The organism is Caulobacter sp. FWC2, from assembly GCF_002742625.1.
Classification (GTDB): Bacteria; Pseudomonadota; Alphaproteobacteria; order Caulobacterales; family Caulobacteraceae; genus Caulobacter.
The window spans coordinates 422160-438212 of the sequence record NZ_PEBF01000001.1; the positions used below are offsets into that span (position 1 = coordinate 422160).

The 16053-nt window shown below is 68.7% G+C and carries 18 protein-coding genes and 1 tRNA gene; 12 read left to right on the plus strand and 7 right to left on the minus strand.

The window, feature by feature from the left end; genetic code table 11:
* Positions 1-31 precede the first annotated feature (31 nt).
* Both CSW62_RS02175 and CSW62_RS02180 read left to right on the plus strand, forming a co-directional pair.
* A complete protein-coding gene (locus CSW62_RS02175; RefSeq protein ID WP_199170496.1) occupies positions 32-811 on the plus strand; it encodes a DUF4908 domain-containing protein in 780 nt (259 codons plus the stop codon).
* 241 nt (positions 812-1052) lie between these two features.
* Complete coding sequence (locus tag CSW62_RS02180) at positions 1053-2042, plus strand: LacI family DNA-binding transcriptional regulator (RefSeq protein ID WP_233206775.1); 990 nt, start codon at positions 1053-1055, stop codon at positions 2040-2042.
* Between the two features lie 20 nt (positions 2043-2062).
* Here CSW62_RS02180 and CSW62_RS02185 read toward each other — a convergent pair whose 3' ends face one another.
* The 3 genes from CSW62_RS02185 to gloB all read right to left on the minus strand — a co-directional run bounded on the left by CSW62_RS02185 (position 2063) and on the right by gloB (position 3984).
* A complete protein-coding gene (locus CSW62_RS02185; RefSeq protein WP_099575578.1) occupies positions 2063-2503 on the minus strand; it encodes a hypothetical protein in 441 nt (146 codons plus the stop codon).
* Between the two features lie 255 nt (positions 2504-2758).
* Positions 2759-3229 carry a cupin domain-containing protein gene (locus tag CSW62_RS02190; RefSeq protein WP_369827417.1) on the minus strand — a complete coding sequence of 157 codons (471 nt, stop codon included), beginning with the start codon at positions 3227-3229 and terminating at the stop codon, positions 2759-2761.
* A gap of 5 nt (positions 3230-3234) precedes the next feature.
* Entirely contained in the window at positions 3235-3984 is a 750-nt protein-coding gene (gene gloB / locus CSW62_RS02195) for a hydroxyacylglutathione hydrolase (RefSeq protein WP_099575580.1), read from the minus strand.
* Positions 3985-4052: 68 nt separating this feature from the next.
* On the opposite strand from gloB, the gene CSW62_RS02200 reads away from it, so the two are divergent.
* From CSW62_RS02200 to CSW62_RS02210, 3 genes are all read left to right on the plus strand, one after another.
* Positions 4053-4859 carry a class I SAM-dependent methyltransferase gene (locus CSW62_RS02200; protein WP_099575581.1) on the plus strand — a complete coding sequence of 269 codons (807 nt, stop codon included), beginning with the start codon at positions 4053-4055 and terminating at the stop codon, positions 4857-4859.
* Between the two features lie 73 nt (positions 4860-4932).
* Entirely contained in the window at positions 4933-5277 is a 345-nt protein-coding gene (locus CSW62_RS02205; protein WP_010918409.1) for a P-II family nitrogen regulator, read from the plus strand.
* Positions 5278-5337: 60 nt separating this feature from the next.
* Positions 5338-6849, plus strand: coding sequence for a phospholipase D-like domain-containing protein (locus CSW62_RS02210; protein ID WP_099575582.1), 1512 nt, complete (start codon positions 5338-5340; stop codon positions 6847-6849).
* Here CSW62_RS02210 and CSW62_RS02215 read toward each other — a convergent pair.
* Genes CSW62_RS02215 through CSW62_RS02225 form a run of 3 tightly spaced genes read right to left on the minus strand, consistent with a single transcriptional unit; the run spans position 6806 to position 9419 of the window.
* Positions 6806-7585 carry an endonuclease/exonuclease/phosphatase family protein gene (locus tag CSW62_RS02215; protein ID WP_099575583.1) on the minus strand — a complete coding sequence of 260 codons (780 nt, stop codon included), beginning with the start codon at positions 7583-7585 and terminating at the stop codon, positions 6806-6808. The genes CSW62_RS02210 and CSW62_RS02215 overlap by 44 nt on opposite strands.
* Positions 7582-8274, minus strand: a complete 693-nt coding sequence (gene metW, locus CSW62_RS02220; RefSeq protein ID WP_099575584.1) for a methionine biosynthesis protein MetW — start codon at positions 8272-8274, stop codon at positions 7582-7584. The genes CSW62_RS02215 and metW overlap by 4 nt, the downstream gene beginning before the upstream one ends.
* The gene (locus tag CSW62_RS02225; RefSeq protein WP_099575585.1) at positions 8271-9419 is read right to left on the minus strand and encodes a homoserine O-acetyltransferase; all 1149 of its coding nucleotides are present in this window, start codon (positions 9417-9419) and stop codon (positions 8271-8273) included. The genes metW and CSW62_RS02225 overlap by 4 nt, the downstream gene beginning before the upstream one ends.
* Before the next feature lie 79 nt (positions 9420-9498).
* Here CSW62_RS02225 and CSW62_RS02230 point away from each other — a divergent pair, with 79 nt between their 5' ends.
* From CSW62_RS02230 to CSW62_RS02255, 6 genes are read left to right on the plus strand one after another with little or no spacing between them, the layout of a single operon-like run.
* On the plus strand, positions 9499-10008 hold the full coding sequence (locus CSW62_RS02230; RefSeq protein WP_099575586.1) for a histidine phosphatase family protein: 510 nt from the start codon (positions 9499-9501) through the stop codon (positions 10006-10008).
* Positions 10005-10349: a DUF952 domain-containing protein gene (locus CSW62_RS02235; protein ID WP_099575587.1), complete on the plus strand. Its 345-nt coding sequence runs from the start codon at positions 10005-10007 to the stop codon at positions 10347-10349. Before CSW62_RS02230 ends, CSW62_RS02235 begins: the two co-directional genes overlap by 4 nt.
* Positions 10346-11404, plus strand: coding sequence for a quinone-dependent dihydroorotate dehydrogenase (locus CSW62_RS02240; protein ID WP_099575588.1), 1059 nt, complete (start codon positions 10346-10348; stop codon positions 11402-11404). Before CSW62_RS02235 ends, CSW62_RS02240 begins: the two co-directional genes overlap by 4 nt.
* Positions 11401-12150: a TVP38/TMEM64 family protein gene (locus tag CSW62_RS02245; RefSeq protein ID WP_099575589.1), complete on the plus strand. Its 750-nt coding sequence runs from the start codon at positions 11401-11403 to the stop codon at positions 12148-12150. Before CSW62_RS02240 ends, CSW62_RS02245 begins: the two co-directional genes overlap by 4 nt.
* Positions 12151-12159: 9 nt before the next feature.
* Positions 12160-13650 carry a HAMP domain-containing sensor histidine kinase gene (locus CSW62_RS02250; protein ID WP_099575590.1) on the plus strand — a complete coding sequence of 497 codons (1491 nt, stop codon included), beginning with the start codon at positions 12160-12162 and terminating at the stop codon, positions 13648-13650.
* A gap of 9 nt (positions 13651-13659) precedes the next feature.
* Positions 13660-13890 (plus strand): hypothetical protein, encoded by a 231-nt coding sequence (locus tag CSW62_RS02255; protein ID WP_099575591.1) that lies wholly within the window; start codon positions 13660-13662, stop codon positions 13888-13890.
* A gap of 13 nt (positions 13891-13903) precedes the next feature.
* Here the strand turns inward: CSW62_RS02255 and ggt are convergent, their stop codons facing one another.
* On the minus strand, positions 13904-15646 hold the full coding sequence (gene ggt / locus CSW62_RS02260; protein ID WP_099575592.1) for a gamma-glutamyltransferase: 1743 nt from the start codon (positions 15644-15646) through the stop codon (positions 13904-13906).
* Positions 15647-15909: 263 nt separating this feature from the next.
* Here ggt and CSW62_RS02265 point away from each other — a divergent pair.
* Positions 15910-15986, plus strand: a tRNA-Arg gene (locus CSW62_RS02265).
* Positions 15987-16053 lie beyond the last annotated feature (67 nt).

Consider the following 16053-nt stretch of genomic DNA (forward strand, 5'->3'; position numbering starts at 1 on the left):
TTCGCCCCAGTCGGCGGGCAGTACGGATCGCATGAAATTCTGTAAGGCGGAGTTGGCTCATCTGGGGACGCGCATGTCCCTGGCGATCGCGACTCTGATGGTCATGACGGCGTCCGCGAACGCCCAGCAACTGCACTCGCTGCGGGATGCTCTGCTCGGCCACAAGGGGCCGGCCGAGGCCCGCCGCGTCGCCGCCCCGCCGGTCGGGCGTTACGTCTCCGAAAGCGGCGGCGCCTTCATCTTCGACCAGGCCGCCCCCCAGCCGCTGATGAAGTTCGACAACAGCGCCGAGGTCTGGGTGCTGTCGGCCCAGCCGGCGTCGCGCGGAGATGTCATCTACCGCAACGATCTGGGCGAGCCCGTGCTGCGGGTGACCAAGCTGGGCGGCATGATCCTGTTCACGGACGACGCGCCGATGGGCGCGGCCGCCGCCCTGTCGGGCCGGGCCTCGTCGATCCAGCCGCCCGCGATCATGTCGTTCAAGGTCTTCGTCCAGCGCGTGACCATCGCCACCGCCCGCGCCAGTCGCGCGGCGCAACATGACATCGAGTTCTCGACCGTCGAGGACGTGCGGCCCGAGACCTCGGTCCTGGCCGCCGATTCCGCCACCGTGGTGGCCGAGGCCTTCGAGCGCATGGCCCGCAAGGGCGACCGCTCGCTCATTTCCAAGGTCTTCCGCGTCCTGCTGGCCGAGGGCCGCAAGCCAGCCGCGACCCTGAAGGACGGCTCCCTGACCGTCACCTATTCTCCGGATCAGGGCCTGGCCGGTCGGCCTTCGTCCAAGCGGATCATCAAGGTCATGAACCGCTGATCGTTCGCGACGAATCGTGGACTATGGCGAACATCGTTCTCCAAGCGTAACCATAAGCGCTCAGCGGCGGTTTACCCGTATGGTCTAGCTGGGTGACATACGCCTCCAACGGCGCCGCTCGGGCAGACTCGACCCGGAGTAGTGCGACGCCAGCGGGGCTTTTCGTGCATCCGCAAGGTTCTATTGTCTGCCCATGGATAGCCCCGAGCTCGCCGAGGTCCCTGAACGCGCACGGCTGAAGATGGCCGATATCGCCCGCATGGCTGGCGTGTCGATCTCGACGGTGTCGCGCGCCCTGGCCGGCAATCCGCTGATCCCCAAGACGCTGCGCGACCAGATCGTCGAGATCGCCCAGACCCACGGCTATGTCGTCAACCAGTCGGCGCGGTCTTTGCGCCTGCGCAAAACCGACACCATCGGCGTCATCATCCCCCTGGTCCACGAAGCCGGGCAGATGATCTCCGATCCATTCTTCCTGGAGATGTTCGGACGGCTGGCCGACGAGATCACCCGCCGCGACTATTCCGTCCTCCTGAACAAGGTGGTCGTCACCAAACCCGGCTGGCTGGACCGCATCATCCAGTCGCATCGCGCCGACGGCCTCGTCCTGATCGGCCAGAGCACCCAGCACGAGGCGCTAAACCTCGTCGCCGATACCTACAAGCCCATGGTGGTCTGGGGCGCTCAACAGCCGGGCCAGCGCTATTGCGCCGTGGGCAGCGACAATGTCCAAGGCGGGCGCCTGGCCGCCGCGCACCTGGCCGCCGCCGGCCGCAAGCGCATCGCCTTCCTCGGCGGCGTTCAAGCGCCCGAGGCCGCCCAGCGCTTCGAAGGCTACAAGCGGGGCCTCGCCGAGGCGGGTCTCCCATTCGACCCTGCCTTGGTCGTTCCTACGCCCTTCACGATGGATGAGGCGCAAGGCGCGATAGCGGCTTTCCTGGCGACGGACGTGGCTTTCGACGCCGTCTTCGCCTTCTCCGACGTCATCGCCCTGGCGGCGATCGGCGCCCTGACCGAGGCCGGCAAGAGCGTGCCGGGCGACGTCGCGGTGGTCGGCTTCGACGATATCGTCCTGGCCCGGCACAGCAATCCGCCATTGACCACGATCCGTCAGGACCTGGCGTCCGGGGCGCGGTCGATGGTCGATCTGCTCTTCCGCCGCATGGCCGGCGAGGACGCGCCCGCGACCTTCGCGCCGGTCGAGTTGGTGGTGCGCGGCTCCAGTGTCTAGGGCGCCTCGTCGACGGCGACCTACGTCGCTTCGACGCCGATCGACTTCAGTTCCTTGAGAAAACGGGCCAGGCTCTGGTGCGAACGCTTCAGGCCTTGCAGGACTTCGGGCTTGGCCAAGGCCGACTGCGGGACAATGAAGCCCTCGCGGCCGACGCGCTGGGCCATGCCCTTCTCCAGCATCTCGACGAAGCGGCGACGCACGGTCTCGTAGGGCAGGGCCAGCGAGTCGGCGACCTGGCGCACGGTCAGCGGGCGGCGCTCATGGTCCGGCGGCACCTCGTCGACGTCGGCGTAGAGGCCGCCGCGGATATGCGAGCAGTTGCCGGCCCAAAGGGTGGTGAAAACGAGGGCGTACAGGAGGTCCGAACCGTGGACTTCGTTGGCGATCTCGACCCAGCGCAGAATGTAATCCGTCGCGTAGCGGCTAGCCGCGCGAGCGTTGAAATACTCATCAGACATAGGTGACTCGGTTCCCCAGGGTCGTCGTTTTAACGCGACGTGAAAAGGATTGCATGGCTCGATGAACGACGCCATGCGACCAAGTTGCCCACTATGGGTACCCTATCTGAGCATCCGCGACCGGTTGACGCAGGTATGGGGGGCTAGAGCCTGTCCGTTTCTGATGGGACCATCAGAAACGGATAAACAGGCTCTATCTCAAACATTTAGAGCGTGGCAGGCGCCGAAACCGCTCACACTTTCGGCTGCCACGCTCTAGGTTTTCGAAGGGCTCCAGTCCGGCGCGGCCAGCTCGAAACCCTCGAAGCGGAAGCCCGGCGCGACGGTGCAGCCGACCAGGGTCCAGGCGCCCAGGCTGACAGCCGTCTGCCACCACAGTGTCGGAACCACCACCTGCGGGCGGCAGCCGGCGCGCAGGTCCGGACCTAGCACATAGGCCGTGGCGCCCTGGCCGTCGGGTGGCGACAGGGTGATCGAGATCGGCGCGCCGGCGTACCAGTGCCAGGTCTCGACCGCGTCGACCCGATGCCAGGCCGACATCTGCTCGGCCTCCAGCAGATAATAGATGCAGGTGAAATAGGCGCGGCCGTCCGGACCGGGTTCGTCTTCGAAGGTCCGCTTGTACCAGCCGCCCTCGGGATGGGGCTGCATGTCCAGCATGCGGATGATTTCCTTGGCGCCCAGGTCGCCGGCGATCCCCCGCCCGGTGTTGTTGGAGTCGATCACGCTACTCATCCCTTGAAGCTGTCCTTGGCGGCCCGGATCTCGGCGAAGGCCTGGGCGGGGGTCGGCGCGTCCGGCCGCAGCAAGGGCGCGCGCAGGAACGGGTTGGTCGCCTTCTCGGCGCCGATGGTGGTGGGCACGGTCGCTTCGCCGCGTTCGCGGGCCGCGAACACCGCCTTGGCGCGGGCCTTCAGGGCCGGGTCTTCGTCGACCGACAGGGCGAAGCGGGCGTTCGAGGCGGTGTATTCGTGGGCGCAGTAGACGACGGTGTCGTCGGGCAGGGCGGTGACGCGGGAGAGCGACTCCCACATCTGCTCGGCCGTACCCTCGAACAGGCGACCGCAGCCCAGGGCGAACAGGGTGTCGCCGACGAAAGCGACGCCGTCGGCGGCGTCGTGATAGGCGATGTGGCCCAGGGTGTGGCCGCCAGCGTCGATGACCGAGAATCGGGTCTCGCCCAGCAGCACGACGTCGCCGCCGCGCACAACCCGGTCCAGCGGCGCGATGCGGGTCACTTCGGCCGGGCCGGTGATGGACGCGCCCGTGGCCTTCTTAAGCGCCTCGTTGCCGCCGGCGTGGTCCGGGTGCCAGTGGGTGTTGAGGATCAGGTCCAGGCCCCAGCCCAGCTTGTCCAGTTCGGCCAGGATCGCCTCGGCGTCCGGCGTGTCGATGGTCGCGACCTTGCCGCTGGCCTCGTCGCGAACGAGGAAGCCGTAGTTGTCGGACAGGCAGGGGAACTGGTGAACGGTCAGGGGCATGACGGGCTTGCTCTATCGCGCCTCGGCCGGCGCGCCTACAAGGATGACCTCGACGCTCGGGAGACTCAATGCGCCGCGACGTGCTCGACCTGAGAGCCTTCTACGCCGCCCCGCTGGGGCGCGCGGCGCGCACCATGCTCACGCGCAAGGTGGAGGAGGCCTGGGGCAATACGCGGGACCTCGACGTGCTGGGCGTCGGTTACGCCACGCCGTTCCTGGACGCCGCTCGAGGCAACGCCCGTCGCGTGGTGGCCGCCATGCCGGCCCAGCAGGGCGTCGAGGTCTGGCCGCACGGTGGCCGCAACCAGGCCTGCCTGGTCGAAGAGACCGCCCTGCCGCTGCCCAACGCCATGTTCGACCGGGTCCTTGCCGTCCACGCCCTGGAAGAGGCCGACGACCCGGCCGCCCTGCTGGCCGAGATTGGGCGGGTCATGGCTCCCACGGGACGGCTGATCGTGGCGGTGTCGTCGCGCGATGGTGTCTGGACGGGGGCAGAGACCACGCCGTTCGGCCACGGCCGGCCCTATAGCCGCAGCCAGCTGGAATCGCTGATTCGCGAGGCGGACCTGGAACCGGCCGGCTGGACGCGAGCCCTCTATGTGCCACCGGTCGAGGCCATGGCGTCCTGGGCCGAGGGTTTCGAGCAGGTCGGCGCGCGCCTGTGGCCGCGTTTCGCCGGCGTGATCCTGATGGAAGCGATCAAGCAGACCTTCGCGGTCAAGCCGCGCGGCCATCGCGCCCGCGCCCGGGTGTTCGCGCCAGGCGTCCTGCTGCCCAGTCCGGCGGGACCTACCCCCGCGCGGCACGACGGCGGGCGGACCGTTTCAACTCATCAGGCGCCTGTTCCTCAGGCGCCAAGCAGTCGGGACGGCTGATCTTACTTGGAGCGAAGCGCTCGGACGCCTAGCTTATATCCCTAACAACCGTTCGCTCCCCGGGAACCGCGCCATGAAGATGATCGTCGCCGTGATTAAGCCGAGCCGCCTGGATGCGGTGCTCGAAGCGGTCACCGAGGCGGGCGCGTCGGGTTTGACTGTAACCGAGGTGCGCGGCTACGGCCGCCAGAAGGGCAAGACCGAGGTCTATCGCGGCGCCGAATACGAGGTGAAGCTGCTGCCGAAGGTCAAGCTGGAGATCGCCGTGCCCACCGACGTGCTGGAGCCCGTCATCGAAGCCCTGCAGCGCACGGCCAACACGGGCAAGATCGGCGACGGCAAGGTCTTCGTCATGGATCTGGAACAGGCCCTGCGCATCCGCACCGGCGAACGCGACGCGGCGGCCATCGCGGGATAAGACAAGCGGAGCCATGAGCCGCCCCGCGCGTTGTCGTGGTTCGCGACGATTTGGGGCGACATGGATCCGGGAACTTCCGTCTTCCAACCGGGATACAACTGCTGGCGGGTCGAGCCCGCCGATCGCGTTGCCCTGTTCATCGACAACGACGAGGCGTTCGACGCGCTGAAGCCGTTGATCCTGTCGGCCAGGAAGTCGATCTGGATCCTGGCCTGGGTGTTCGATCCCCTGACACGGTTGGATCCCGATCGGGTCAGACGCAGCCGCGATCCCAGCCGCGCCGACCGCATCGGCCTGATCCTGCGGCGGCAGGCGGCGCTGAACCCGGCGCTCGACGTCCGGGTGCTGACCTGGGACATGCCGTTCCCGATCGCCGCGTCGCAGCTGTTCGGCCCGCATCGCGGCGCGGCCTTCTTCGCCGGATCGCGGGTGAAGTACCGCCTGGACGCGACCCTGCCGGCCAGCGCCTGCCATCACCAGAAGGCGGTGATCGTCGACGGCGTAACGGCCCTCGTCAGCGGCGGCGACATCGGCGTCGACCGCTGGGATGACACCCGTCACCTCGACAACAATCCCCTGCGTCGCCTGCCGACTGGGCGACACTATCCGGCCCGGCACGAGGTCTCGATGCTGGTCGACGGCCGGGCGGGCGAGGCGATGGCCGACCTGTTCGTCGACCGCTGGAAAGCCTCGGGCGGCGATCCGATCGAGCGCCCGGACCGCCCCGACGAGACGCCCTGGCCCGACGGCCTTTTGCCCGACCTGCGCCGGATGCCCGTCGCGGTGGCCCGCACCTCGGCCGCGTGGCAGGGGAGGCCCGAGATCACGGAATGCCTGTTGCTGCACCTCTCGGCGATCCGGCGCGCGAAAGGGCTGATCTATCTGGAGAACCAGTACCTGACCTCGCCGATCATCGTCGAAGCCCTGGCCGAACGCCTGGCCGAGCCCGATGGGCCTGAGGTTGTCACGATCGGACCGGCGCGCAGTCCCAGCTATTTCGACCAGATGACCATGGACAGCGCCCGGACCTCGGCCATCAACCGCCTGCGCGAAGTCGACACCCATGGGCGTTTCTCGGCCTTCTCGGCCCATACGCCCAAGGGCGCGCCGATCATCGTCCACTCCAAGGTGGCGATCATGGATGACTGGATGCTGCGGATCGGCAGCGCCAACCTCAACAACCGCTCGATCGGTCTGGACAGTGAGTGCGACCTGGCCTTCGAGGCCAGGAGCGAGATCGAGCGCGAGACGGTGCGCGCCTTCCTGGGCCGCCTGGTCGGTCACTTCATCGACCGCTCCGCCCAGGACGTGCTGGAGGCGATCGAGCGCGAGGGCGGGCTGGGCGCGGCGATCAATGCGCTGGACGTCAAGGGCGGCCCGCCGCGCCGGCTGCAGCCCGTGCGGACGCGCAAGTTGAGCGGCGTTGAGAAGTTCATCGCCGACTGGAGCCTGGGCGACGCCATCGCGCCCGACGACGCCTGGCGCCCGTGGGGCCGTCGCGCTCGCCTGCGCCGTGACATCGCCCGGCTTACCCAGCCGCCGCCGGCGCCTCCCGGGCGGCTTCAGCCGTGATCTCCAGCTCGACCACCAGCGGCAGGTGGTCGGAGGCCACGCGGGCCAGAGGGCTGAACGGAGAGCTGACGCCGCGCGTCTCCAGGCCCTTGGTCAGGAACACGTGGTCGATGCGCATGAACGGGAAGCTGGACGGAAAGGTCGCCGTGGCGGGGCGCGGCCAGCTCGGCGTCGGCGCCTGGGCGTCGCGCAGGGCTGTCCGCAGCATCCGATAGGTCGCCGAATAGGGCGTGGCGTTGAAGTCGCCCAGCACCACGCCCGGGGCCAGCCACTCGTCCGCGCCCATCCAGTCGGGACCCAGCAGGGCGGCCGCCTGGCGCTTCTGTTCCTGCGGGATAAGGCCCAGGTGGGTGTTGATGATCTGAACCTTGGTTCCGCCGACCTCGACCTCGACCCACAAGGCCCCGCGCGGCTCCAGGCCGGGCACGCGCTTGTAGAGCGGCAGGCTCTTGGCCTTGACCCGCCGTTCGGGCAGGGCCGTCAGGATGGCGTCGCCGTAGAGTTCCTCCTCCACGGTCATGGCAGGATGGAAGTGGAAGCTCATCTTCAGCAGTTCGGCGAGGCGGTGGGCCTGATCGACGCCCTTGGTGCGGGCGCGCAGGACGTCCAGCTCCTGCAAGGCGACGACATCGGGCTTTTCAGCCGCGATGACCTCGGCCACACGCTCGACATCGAGCCTGCGGTCCGTGCCCACGCAGCGGTGGACGTTGTAGGTCATGAGACGAAGGGTCTTCATCCGTCGAAGAGATCGCCCGAGACGGGCGGAAGTTCCTTGTCGGACGACTTTCCGTGGGCCGTCGCGCCGTTGCGGCTGAGCATGAACAGGCAACTCTCGGCCCGCCAGTTCTCGAGCGCGCTGGCGGGGTTCATCGGCCGGGCCGGACCACTTCCGGCGAAGGCGGCGCAGGCGTCGACGCGCAGGTTCAGCTCGGCCGTCAGGGCCAGGAAGTCGGCCAGGGTGCAGAGGTGGATGTTCGGCGTCGACCACCACGGCATCGGCAGGGCCTTGGTCTCGGGCATCCGGCCTCGGCTCAGCAGCGACCAGCGCACCCGCCAGTGACCGAAGTTCGGGAACGAGACGATGGCCCGGTCGGCGATGCGCAGCAGCTCGTCCAGCACATGGCGCGGATGGCGCGTCGCCTGCAGGGTCTGGGACAGCACCGCGTAGTCGAATGAGCGGTCTGGGAAGTGGTCGAGATCCAGGTCGGCGTCGCCCTGCACGACCGACAGACCGCGCGCCATGCAGGCGGCTACGCCTGAAGCGCTGATCTCCAGCCCACGGCCGTCGACCTGCTTGTCGTGGCTCAGCAGGTCCAGCAGCGCGCCCTCGCCGCAACCGACGTCCAGCACGCGCGAGCCTGGGCGCACCAGGCGCAGGATCTCGCGGAAGTCCTCGCGGACTTTATTCTGGGAATTTGGTGTCAAATCAGCCCCCGGTCACGCTCGGCCGAACTCAGGAAGCCCGCCAGCGCCGCGTCCATCACGGGCTCGTCCAGCAGGAAGGCGTCGTGGCCCTTGTCGCTCTCGATCTCGGCGAAGGCGGCGCGGGCCCCGGCCGCGGTCAGCGCGCGGACCAGGTGACGGCTCTCGGCGGTGGGATAGAGCCAGTCGCTGGAGAAGCTGAGCACGCAGAAGCGCACGTCGCGCGCCCGGGTGAAGGCCTTGGCCAGCACCCCGCCGTGGCTGGCGGCGATGTCGAAATAGTCGGTGGCCCGCGTGATGTAGAGATAGCTGTTGGCGTCGAACCGGTCGACGAAGCTGGCGCCCTGGTGGCGCAGATAGCTCTCGACCTGGAAGTCGGCGTCGAAGCCCCATGACAGGCCATCGCGCTTCAGCTCGCGGCCGAACTTCCGTTGCAGCGCGGGCTCGGACAGATAGGTGATGTGCGCGGCCATCCGCGCCACGGCCAGGCCCTTGCCGGGCTGGACGCCGTGTTCCGCATAGGCGCCGCCGCGCCAGTCGGGATCGGCCATAATCGCCTGGCGGCCCACCTCGTGGAAGGCGATGTTCTGGGCCGAGTGACGGGAAGCGGACGCCAGCACGACGGCGCTGAACAGCCGCTCCGGATAGTCCACCGCCCACTGCTGGGCCTGCATGCCGCCCATCGAGCCGCCGATCACGGCGAACAGGGTCTCGATGCCCAGGGCGCTGACCAGCATCGCCTGGGCGCGAACCATGTCGGGGATGGTGATGACCGGGAACGCCAGGCCATAGACCTTGCCGGTCGCCGGATTGATCGAAGCGGGGCCGGTCGAGCCCATGCAGCCGCCGATCACGTTCGTGCAGATGATGAAATGCCGCGCCGGGTCCAGCGGCTTGCCGGGACCGATCATCCGCAGCCACCAGCCGGGCTTGCCCGTCGTCGGGTGCGGCGAGGCGACATACTGGTCGCCGGTCAGGGCGTGGCAGATCAGGACGGCGTTGGACTTGTCGGCGTTCAGCTGGCCATAGGTCTGGTAGCCGATCTCCAGGCCTTCAAGCATAGCGCCCGAATCGAGCCGCAGGGGTTCGTTCGCGGGAAACCGCCAGGTTCCCCCGCCGGCGGGTGTAACCAGATCGAGCGCAGCCATGGCCCGCCTTGGACCCCTTGGCGAACAAGGTGTCAACCACCGGCTTCCTGACAAGGCGAGGGACGGCTATGGAGGTCGCATGGAGCGACTGATCCTGATGCGCCACGGCAAGGCCGAGCGGCACGCCGCGAGTGGCGGCGATTTCGAACGCGCCCTGGCCGACAGCGGCCGGGCCGACGCGGCCGTCATGGGCCAGGTGCTGGCGCTGGCCGGCGTCGCGCCCGACCTGATGCTGGTGTCCTCGGCCCGCCGCACGCGTGAAACCGCCGAGCGTGTCGCGCCGAGCTTTCCCGCCGCGCAGGTCGAGCATCTGCGAGACCTCTATCACGCCGATCCGGAAGACGTCGTCCAGATGATCGAGGCGCACGCCGACAGCGCGGGCACGGTGATGGTGGTCGGGCACAATCCCGGCCTGCACGAGCTGGCCCTGCGCCTGGCCCTGCAAGGCGACGCCTCGCCGATCCACACCAACAAGCTGCGCAGCCGCTTCCCGACCTCGACCACCGTGGTGTTCGGCTGGACTGACAAGGGGCCGGCGCTGGAGCACCTCTTCTACGCACACGAGAACGGCGGAGCCGGCGGCGAATGACCCTGATCTACAAGATCCTGTCCCGCGCGGAGTGGGACGCCGCCAAGGCCGCCGGCCGCTTCGAGGGCTCGGCCGTGGACCATCAGGACGGCTTTATCCACCTCTCCGGGGCCGACCAGGCCCAGGAAACCGCCGCCAAGTACTTCAAGGACCAGCCGAACCTGGTTCTGCTGGGTGTCGAGGCCGAAGGCCTGGGCGCGGACCTGAAGTGGGAAGCCTCGCGCGGCGGCGCCCTGTTCCCGCACCTCTATCGCCCGCTTCTGGTCAGCGACGTGATCACCGAGGCCGATCTTGGTCTCGACGCCGATGGCGTTCCTCAGCTGGGCGATCACCTCGCATGAGCCTGCATGACATCGCCGCGCGCGCCCTGCACGCCCTGAACCCCGAGGACGCCCACGGCTGGGCCATCCGGGGCCTGAAGATGGGCCTGGGACCGCGCGAGAGCGGTCCCGAAGATCCGATCCTGGCGGTGAAGATCGCCGGCCTGGAGCTGTCCAACTGCGTGGGCCTGGCCGCTGGCTTCGACAAGAACGCCGAGGTCGCCGATCCCATGCTGGCCGCCGGCTTCGGCTTCGTGGAGGCCGGCACCGTCACGCCGCTGGCCCAGGCCGGCAATCCGCGCCCGCGCCTGTTCCGGCTCACCGAGGACCAGGCGGTGATCAACCGCATGGGCTTCAACAACGGCGGCCTGGATCCCTTCGCGGCGCGGCTGAAGGCGCGCCAAGGTAAGGGTGGTGTGGTCGGCGCGAACATTGGCGCCAACAAGGACGCCAGCGACCGTATCGAGGACTATGTCACGGGCCTGACCCGCCTGTGGGGGCTGTCGGACTATTTCACCGCCAACATCTCCTCGCCCAACACGCCAGGCCTGCGCGCCCTGCAGACCAAAGCGGCGCTGGAGGAGCTTCTGGGCCGCATCTCCGAGACCCGCGCGGCGATGAAGGTCGCCTCGGGCGCCGACTATCCGATCTTCCTGAAGGTCGCGCCCGACCTGGAAGACGGCGAGATCGAGGCCATTGTCGAGGCGGTGGTCGATGCGGGCCTTGACGCCATCATCGTCAGCAACACCACCATCGCTCGCCCGGCTACTCTGAGGTCGGCTCAGTCCAAGGAGAGCGGCGGCCTGTCCGGCGAGCCGCTGCTGGCGCCCTCGACCCTGGTGCTGAAGCGCTTCCACGCCGCCGCGGCCGGCCGGGTCGCCCTGATCGGCGCGGGCGGCATCGCCGACGGCGCCGGGGCCTACGCCAAGATCCGCGCCGGCGCGCGCGCCGTGCAGCTCTATTCGGCCCTGGTCTATGGCGGGCCGGGCCTGGTCACCCGCATCAAGCGCGACCTGGCCGCCCGTCTGCGCGCCGATGGCTTCGCCGCGGTCGAGGACGCGGTCGGCGCCGCATGACGCGTGAAAGGGTTTTGACGCTGCTGCGCCGCTTCGGCCCGCTCGCGGTCATCGTGATCCTGTTCGTGGCTGCCTTCGCCAGCGGGGTGACCGATCACCTGTCTCTGGAGGAGCTGCGCGTTCGGGGAACCGCGCTGCAGACTTTCGCGCGAGAGCGGCCGCTGCTCAGCGTGGCGATCTATCTGGCGATCTATGTCGGCTCGGTCGCCGTCTCCTTGCCTGGCGCCCTGATCCTGTCCCTGACCGGCGGCTTCCTGTTCGGCCCCCTGGGCGGCGGCTTCGCTGCGGTCACCGGCGCCACGGGCGGCTCGACCGTGACCTATCTGGTCTTCCGCACCGCGTTCGGCGACGTCCTGCGTCGCAAGCCCGACGCCTTCCTGGCGCGCGTGGCCGACGGGCTGCGAAAGGACGCCTTCAACTACCTTCTGACCCTGCGCCTGATCCCGGCCTTCCCGCTGCTGATCGTCAATGTCGCCGCCGGCGTGGCCAACATTCCCGCCCGCGCCTTCGTCCTGGCTTCGCTGCTGGGCATGATCCCGAGCTCCTTCGTCTATGCCGGCATCGGCGCGGGACTTGGCCATCTCTTCGCGCAAGGCGGGCCGGTGACCATGGAGACCCTCTTCTCGCCACGGATTTATCTTCCCATTGTCGGCATGGGCGTTCTGGCCTTTCTGCCGCCGTTGTGGCGCCATTGGCGCAAGCAGCGCCAAACAGCGCCCTTGCCACAGCCCTTGGACGAGAAGTAGCCGCCCCGGATGGTCGAAACGGTTTCGCCGTCAGAGACTGAGCCCGCCCCGCCAAGGAAACGATTTCCGTGGCCCGGCGGCCTGTCGGCGCGCCTGCTGCTGTTCACCGCCATCGTCGTCACCTTCGGCGGCCTGCTGATCCTGCCGCCGACCCTGGCGGCCTATGAGGAGCAGTGGCTGCTGGATCGCGTGCGGGCCGGGGAGCTGGCCTCGACCATCGCCGAGTCGGATCCGGACCTGCGGGTCAGCGACGCCGTCGCCAACCAGATGTTCGACCAGGCCGGGGCGGTCACCGTCGCCGTCCAGGCCGAGGGCGCGCGCCGCCTCGTCCTGCCGCCCAAGCAGCCGTTCAAGACGCCCTATCTCGTCGACCTCCGCCGCCAGAACCCCGGCTCGTGGTTGGCCGCGCCGTTCTTCACTCTGACCAGCCCCAAGGGCAGCATGGTCCGCGTGATGGCCGAGCCGCGCTTCCGCAAGGCCGAGTTCGTCGAGGTCGTGGTTCCGGACGCGCCTTTGAAGGCGGCCCTGGTCGAGTACTTCTGGCGGCTGGCCGGCGTGACCATGTTCGTCGCCGCCCTGGCCGGCCTGTTCGTCTACGCCTTCCTGAACGTCTTCCTGGTCCGGCCCATGCAGCGGATCACCCGCGCCATGGAAGCCTTTCGCGTCGACCCCGGCGATCCGGAGGCGCGCATCGCCGTTTCCAAGCGTCGCGACGAGATCGGCCGCGCCGAGGCCGAGCTGGACCGCATGCAGGTCGACCTGCTGGCGGCGCTGGCTTCCAAGGCCCGTCTGGCCGCCCTGGGCGAGGCGGTGGCCAAGATCAATCACGACCTGCGCAACATGCTGACCAGCGCCCAGATGGCCTCCGACCGCCTGGCCGCCCTCGGCGACCCCAAGGTGGCCCAGGCCCTGCCGCGCCTGGAGCGGGCCCTGGACCGCGCCATCACCCTGGCCTCGGACGTCATGGCCTATGGCAAGTCCAAGGAGCCCGAGCCGGTGACGCGGATTATCCCGCTGCGCCCAGCCCTGGACATGGCTGCGGAGGACGCCGGCTTGACCTCTCAGGGCGTCGCCCTGGAGACCGTCATCGGTCCGCGCGAGCTGCTGCTGGCCGATCCGGACCAGCTGCACCGCATCCTGACCAACCTGTTCCGCAATGCTCGCGAAGCCATCGAGGGCGCGACCGATCGGGGCGGCAAGGGCAAGGTGTTCGTGGAGCTGCGCCGCGACGTCGGCCACAGCATCCTGCGGCTGTCGGACGACGGCCCCGGCGTGCCCGAGCGCGCCCGCGCCAACCTGTTCCAGCCCTTCGTCGGCTCGGTGCGTCGCGGCGGCACGGGCCTGGGCCTGGCCATCGCCCGCGAGCTGGCCCAGGGTCATGGCGGCGACCTGGCCCTGGTCGAGACCGGACCGGGCGGCTCGGTGTTCGACCTGACCCTGGCCGGCGCGCCCGAACCGCTGCCGGAACCGGACGACAAGGCTGATGCGTCAGCGACCTAGGAGAGTCCGATGACGACCACCTGGACCATCGCGGTGAAGATCGGCGCTTCGGCCGACAGCGCGCCGATCCACGAGATCACGGTCGAGGCGCCCGACGTCCCGACCGCCCTGCGCCGCGTGGCGGCCATGGTCGCGGTGCAGGAGGCCTCCGACACCGAACTGCTCGTCGACGGCCAGGAGGAGGTCTTCTCCCGCGCCGAGGTCGAGGCGGGCCTGGAAGAGCATCAGGCCCGCACCTAGGTCTAGAGGGCCTTCAGAGCCCCTTGGCCACGCCTTCGCGGCGCGGGTCGGCGCCGCCCTCCAGCACATTGCCCGGCCGCACGATCACGCCGTGCAGGCCCGAGCCCTCGACCTGGCCGACCTTGATGTTGACGCCGCGCGCGTTCAGCGCCGACAGCATGGCGGGGCCGAACCATTCGGCGTCGCCGGAATAGCTGTCGCCCCGCGCCACGACGTTTGGCAGCGACACGGCCTCCTGCATGTTCAGGTTCCAGTAGAACAGCCCGACCATGGCCTTGAGATTATAGGACAGGATGGCGTTGCCGCCCGGTGAGCCGACGGCCGCCAGGAACTTGCCTTTCTTGTCCAGCACGATGATAGGCGACATCGACGAGCGCGGACGCTTGCCCGCCGCGATGGCGTTGGCGGCCGGCGCGCCGTCCTTCTCCTTGGGCGAGAACGAGAAGTCGGTCAGCTGGTTGTTGAGGAAGAAGCCGTTCACCATCCGGCCGTTGCCGAAGATGCTCTCGACCGTGGTGGTCATCGACACAACATTGCCGGCCGGATCGACCACCACCAGGTGGGTGGTGCCGCCCGGCTCCTTGGTCATGTCGACGCCGACCTTCGGCGCGCCCTTCGGCTTGCCGAATGGCGGGGCGGCGCCCGCCGTATCGGTGATCAGCTTGGCGCGCTCGGCGACGTATTTGGGATCCAGCAGGCCGTCGACAGGCACGGTCACGAACGAGGGGTCGCCGACATAGCGGTCGCGGTCGGCGTACATGACCCGCTCGGCCTGGGCCAGCTGGGTCCAGGCCACCGGATCGGTCGGGCCGCGCTTGCCGATGTCGGTATGCTCCAGCATCCGCAGCGCCTGGATCACGGCCAGGCCCGACGACTGCGGATTGGGCACGCAGACCGTATAGACCTTCCACGGCCGGCAAAGGGCGGGGGCCGCGCGCGGCTTGTAGTTCTTCAAGTCGGCCAGGGTGATGCTGCTGGGCAGCTCGCCCTCGTGCAGGCGGTCGACGATCGCCTGGGCGATCGGGCCGTCCAGCAGGGCCGCCGGGCCTTCGGCGGCGATCTTGCGCACTGTCGCCGCATAGGCCGGGTTCTTCAGCACGTCGCCGGCCTGATAGCGGGTTCCGTCCGGCTTGGTGAAGTACTTCAACGCGTCCGGCTGCGAGGCCTGCGGCGCGCGGCTGACGATCATGCCGGCCAGGCGCGGGCTGACGACGAAGCCGTCGTCGGCCAGTTTCTCGGCGTCCTTGAACAGCGTGTTCCAGGCGACCTTGCCATGTTCCTTCTGGGCTTGGGACAGCATGGCCACCGCGCCCGGCACGCCGGACGAGCGGCCCGACAGCAGCACCTTCACGAAGGGCAGGGGCTTGCCGTCCGGTCCCATGAACATGTCCGGCGAAGCGCCGCCCGGCGCGGTCTCGCGGCCGTCATAGGCCGTCACCTTGCCGGTCTTGGCGTCGTAGAAGACCATGAACGAGCCGCCGCCCAGACCCGAACTCTGCGGTTCGACTAGGCCCAGCACCGCCTGGATGGCCACGGCGGCGTCGACGGCCGAGCCGCCGTCGCGCAACACCCGCAGGCCCGCCTCGACCGCCAGCGGATTGGCCGCGGCGACCATGCCCTTGGCGGGCGTCGAGGTGGAGATCGGCCTGGCCTTCGGCATGCCCAGCGGGATCGACTCGGCGTGGGCGGCGGACACCGGAGCCAGCGCCAGTTGGAGTGACGCGGCGAGGGCGAGCAGGGAAACGAAACGACGCATACGGATCCTCTATGGCGGACGAGGGCGAACATTGGGGATGGCCTGCCCGCCGCCCCGAGGCGTTCCATGGACACCAATCAAGCGACGCTGTCACGTCCAGATCGTCTGCAAGCGGCCTCAATCCCACGCCCTGAACCGTTGCGCGGCAAGAGCGTTTCGCCGAGCGAACACTGGCGTGCGAAACTTTTCGAATTTTCCTGCGAACCGGGCTTGCGTTCCCGAAACGGACGGGCTACTTCCCCCGCCTCGCCGAAAGGCAATGCGCGCCCGTAGCTCAGCTGGATAGAGCATCAGACTACGAATCTGAGGGTCGGACGTTCGAATCGTTCCGGGCGCGCCATATCTTCCAATCACTTAAGCCCAGAGGGGCATGTGATTGAGGGCGGGATTTACAGCCTTTTACAGTC

What these genes read in the sequence shown, in the direction of transcription:
- CSW62_RS02175 (WP_199170496.1), top strand. Translation starts at nt 32, where the DNA reads ATGAAATTCTGTAAGGCGGAGTTGGCTCATCTGGGGACGCGCATGTCC.
- CSW62_RS02180 (WP_233206775.1), top strand. Translation starts at nt 1,053, where the DNA reads ATGGCCGATATCGCCCGCATGGCTGGCGTGTCGATCTCGACGGTGTCG.
- CSW62_RS02185 (WP_099575578.1), bottom strand. Translation starts at nt 2,503, where the DNA reads ATGTCTGATGAGTATTTCAACGCTCGCGCGGCTAGCCGCTACGCGACG.
- gloB (WP_099575580.1), bottom strand. Translation starts at nt 3,984, where the DNA reads ATGCCCCTGACCGTTCACCAGTTCCCCTGCCTGTCCGACAACTACGGC.
- CSW62_RS02200 (WP_099575581.1), top strand. Translation starts at nt 4,053, where the DNA reads ATGCGCCGCGACGTGCTCGACCTGAGAGCCTTCTACGCCGCCCCGCTG.
- CSW62_RS02205 (WP_010918409.1), top strand. Translation starts at nt 4,933, where the DNA reads ATGAAGATGATCGTCGCCGTGATTAAGCCGAGCCGCCTGGATGCGGTG.
- CSW62_RS02210 (WP_099575582.1), top strand. Translation starts at nt 5,338, where the DNA reads ATGGATCCGGGAACTTCCGTCTTCCAACCGGGATACAACTGCTGGCGG.
- CSW62_RS02215 (WP_099575583.1), bottom strand. Translation starts at nt 7,585, where the DNA reads ATGAAGACCCTTCGTCTCATGACCTACAACGTCCACCGCTGCGTGGGC.
- CSW62_RS02225 (WP_099575585.1), bottom strand. Translation starts at nt 9,419, where the DNA reads ATGGCTGCGCTCGATCTGGTTACACCCGCCGGCGGGGGAACCTGGCGG.
- CSW62_RS02230 (WP_099575586.1), top strand. Translation starts at nt 9,499, where the DNA reads ATGGAGCGACTGATCCTGATGCGCCACGGCAAGGCCGAGCGGCACGCC.
- CSW62_RS02235 (WP_099575587.1), top strand. Translation starts at nt 10,005, where the DNA reads ATGACCCTGATCTACAAGATCCTGTCCCGCGCGGAGTGGGACGCCGCC.
- CSW62_RS02240 (WP_099575588.1), top strand. Translation starts at nt 10,346, where the DNA reads ATGAGCCTGCATGACATCGCCGCGCGCGCCCTGCACGCCCTGAACCCC.
- CSW62_RS02245 (WP_099575589.1), top strand. Translation starts at nt 11,401, where the DNA reads ATGACGCGTGAAAGGGTTTTGACGCTGCTGCGCCGCTTCGGCCCGCTC.
- CSW62_RS02250 (WP_099575590.1), top strand. Translation starts at nt 12,160, where the DNA reads ATGGTCGAAACGGTTTCGCCGTCAGAGACTGAGCCCGCCCCGCCAAGG.
- CSW62_RS02255 (WP_099575591.1), top strand. Translation starts at nt 13,660, where the DNA reads ATGACGACCACCTGGACCATCGCGGTGAAGATCGGCGCTTCGGCCGAC.
- ggt (WP_099575592.1), bottom strand. Translation starts at nt 15,646, where the DNA reads ATGCGTCGTTTCGTTTCCCTGCTCGCCCTCGCCGCGTCACTCCAACTG.